General features: G+C 61.0%; 1 protein-coding gene. It reads right to left on the bottom strand.

Annotation, left to right across the window (positions count from 1 at the left end):
* A partial coding sequence (locus NWF34_RS25520; protein ID WP_258326391.1) for an MMPL family transporter occupies window positions 1-2,597 on the bottom strand: 2,597 nt, incomplete at both ends.

The following is a 2,597-nucleotide window of genomic DNA, read 5'->3' as shown; positions in this document are numbered from 1 at the left end:
GGATGTTGTTTTGGGATTCTTCGCGTAGGCGAGAGATAAGAAGCATGTTGTAGTCGGCGCCGACCGCGACGAGGACTATGAAGGCCAGTAGTGGTACGGGCCAGGCGATATCGGTTTTGAGGATGTGTTGAAAGATCAGGACACCGATACCCAGTGCCGCGGTGTAGTTGAGTATGACGGTGCCCAGAAGGTATAGCGGCGCGATGAGTGCTCGGAGTAGGAGTATCAGGATCAGGCCGACGATGGTGAGGGTGGCCAACGCTAGGAGTCGGAAGTCTTCGGTGAGTAGACGTTGCAGATCGGCGTTGATGGCGGGGAACCCGGCTATCGCGATGTTGGAGTCCTGCAGGGTTGTGTTCGGTCTGGCGGCGAGTGCGACATCGGTGATTGTGTCGGCCAGTTGCATGGCCTCGGTGCTGTAGGGGTCGAAGCTGGTTTGTATTGCGTAGCGCACGGTATGGCCGTCGGGCGAGACGAACTGGCGAGCGACGTCGACGAAACGGCGGTCTGCGTTGGCCTGAGGTGGGAGGTAGAAGCCGGTTGCTGAGTTTGTTCCGGCGGTCTCGCGGGCGGAGGTTTGTAGTTGTGTGGCTAGCGCGGCCATCCCGGCGAGTTGTTGAAGGTTGCTGTCGATCAGCGCGGATACACCGGCGGCGAGTTGGCGTGATCCCGCCGCGAGTTGACTGATACCTGTTTGCAGTTGGGTGAGCTTGCCGGGAAGGTCTTGGCTGCTGATGCTTCCCAGCGTGGAGCCCAGTGAGTTGACGGTGGAAGTGAGTTGGTCGGTGACTGTTGAGATCGGTGTATCCAGCTGCGCGAGTTGTGTTGACAGCGTGGCGATCTGGTCGAGGGTCCCGTTGCTCAGTAGGGCGTCGAGATTGCGGGTCTGCGCGCGCAGAGCTGCGCACTGCAGGACTTGGGTGCACCAGGGCGCATTATCGAGGATGGGCAGGATCGAGGTCACTGTTGCCAGGGCTGCAGATGTTTGGCGGGTGAGCGCGGCCAGCTGTGGGGCATTCTGAGAAGCGCGATCGAGCGCTGGTGCAGATGCGGCGAGTTGGCGGAGTATCGGCTGGTACTGCTGAATTTGCTGCCCTGCTGTGCTTGCCTTATCGAGGATGCCGGCCAGGGGGGCCAAGTTGGTGCGTACCTGGGTGTCGAGCTGAGTAAGCCCGTCGGCGAGTTGGAATGCGCCGGTACGGAGCTGTTCGAGGTCACCTCGGCGGTTCTGGCCATCGTCGACCGCACCCGCCAGCCGGTCCCCGATCTGACCGTTCTGCCAGGACAGCTCGGCTTGCTCGAGCTTGTCCCCGGTGGGACGGGTAACACCGATGACTCGAGTCACTCCGGGGATCTGGGATACACGTGAGGCCATTTGCTCAAGATCGGCCAGCCCGCTGGCAGTACGGAGATCGATCGGTGCATCTACAACGAGGAACTCAGTGATAGTGACGTCTTGAGGGAAATGACGGTCGAGCAACGCGTAGCCTTCGTTGCTGTCGGTTGTCGCGGGCTGCCCCTCACGATCGTCGAAGGTGATCTGGATGCCCATCGCGAAGACGCTAAGCACGATTAGCCCGACCAGGGTTAGTGCCAGCAGAGGCACAGGACGCCGCACGACGAGCACGGCGACGCGATTCCAGTACTTTCGGGTCAGATCTCGTCTGGGTGCGCCCCAGCCGAATCGCGCCGCCCACAGCAACACCGGTGGTAGCAGGGTGACCGTGGCGAGGAATCCGATGAGGATGGCGATCGCGCATGCCGGACCCAAGGTGGAGAACACGCTCAGCTGACCAAACACCATCGCCAAAAAGGCCAGCGCCACCGTGGCAGCTGAAGCCAGGATGACCCGTCCGATAGTTGCTGTCGCGTCCACGAGCGCAACCTCAGTGGTAGCGTCCTGGCGTAGCCGTTCGTGATAGCGACTGATGAAAAAGACTGAGTAGTCGACCCCGGCTCCGAGCAGGATGACGGTCATGAACGCGACGGTGAACTGCGATACCGGCATACCGAGTTCGCCGAGTGCGGACAAGACCCCGCGGCCCACGCCGAGGCTGACACCGATCACCAACAACGGCACCAGCGCGGTGAACAGCGATCGGTAAACGATCAACAGAATGATCGCGATAAGCGCCACCGTCGCCACAGTGATCACGACTAAATCGCTTTCAGCACTGACGATCTGGTCACTGAAAGTGGCCGTCGGCCCGGTGACATGGACAGTGGTGTCCGTACCGTCAAACACGCGCTGCGCGGTTTGGCGCACGGTCTCCACAGCATGCGTGGCCGTTGGCCCTCCCAAAGTTCCGGTGACCCCGACAGGCAAGTACCAGGCTTGCCCGTCCTCACTCAAGGCCTGGCCGGCCGTCGTCGGATCGGAGAGCAAATCCCGCACTGACTGCACATCGTCGAAATTTTCGCGCAACTGCAGAACGAGCATGTCGTAGCGTTCCCGCGCCACGTCGGTGAACCCGTTCGGGTTCTCCATGGTCACGAAAACAGTGGTCTTGGCGCCCTTCTCACCGAACGCACCACCCATCTGATCGAGTGCTTGAAACGATGGAACCCCAGCAGGGATCGGATCAACAGACTGCTGC

Source organism: Gordonia sp. GONU (genome assembly GCF_024733855.1).
GTDB lineage: Bacteria > Actinomycetota > Actinomycetes > Mycobacteriales > Mycobacteriaceae > Gordonia > Gordonia amicalis.
Note: the sequence above shows the minus strand (reverse complement) of the source record. Positions and strands in the feature narration are given on the sequence as shown.